Source organism: Neisseria sp. P0014.S009, assembly GCF_051958155.1.
GTDB classification, from domain to species: Bacteria; Pseudomonadota; Gammaproteobacteria; order Burkholderiales; family Neisseriaceae; genus Neisseria; species Neisseria flavescens_C.
The window spans coordinates 1-266 of the sequence record NZ_JBQCVS010000139.1; the positions used below are offsets into that span (position 1 = coordinate 1).

Genomic DNA, 266 nt, shown 5'->3' on the forward strand with positions numbered 1-266 from the left:
GACAGAAACTGCTTCTTTAACGGTAATAGGCTGTTGGGTCAGTCCGTTTACTAATAATTTGGCTGAAAATACTTCTTTGGCGATGCCGTCATGCGTAGTGAATGCACTTAGCGCATTGATTCGATAAAACGGGTCGGGTTCGCCATCCTCATCTTCGAGCTTGGGATATAGGGATTTCCAATACAAATCCACATTGGTTTTGATGGCTTCACAACCGGCGCAAAAGCCAACCAGACCGTGTTTTGCAGTGAGCGCTTGTGTGTAAT

1 protein-coding gene is annotated in these 266 nt (G+C 45.5%); it reads right to left on the reverse strand.

From position 1 onward, the window contains the following. On the reverse strand, positions 1 to 266 hold a 266-nt coding region (locus tag ACTHS4_RS12030; RefSeq protein ID WP_440366002.1), incomplete at both ends, for a type VI secretion system ImpA family N-terminal domain-containing protein.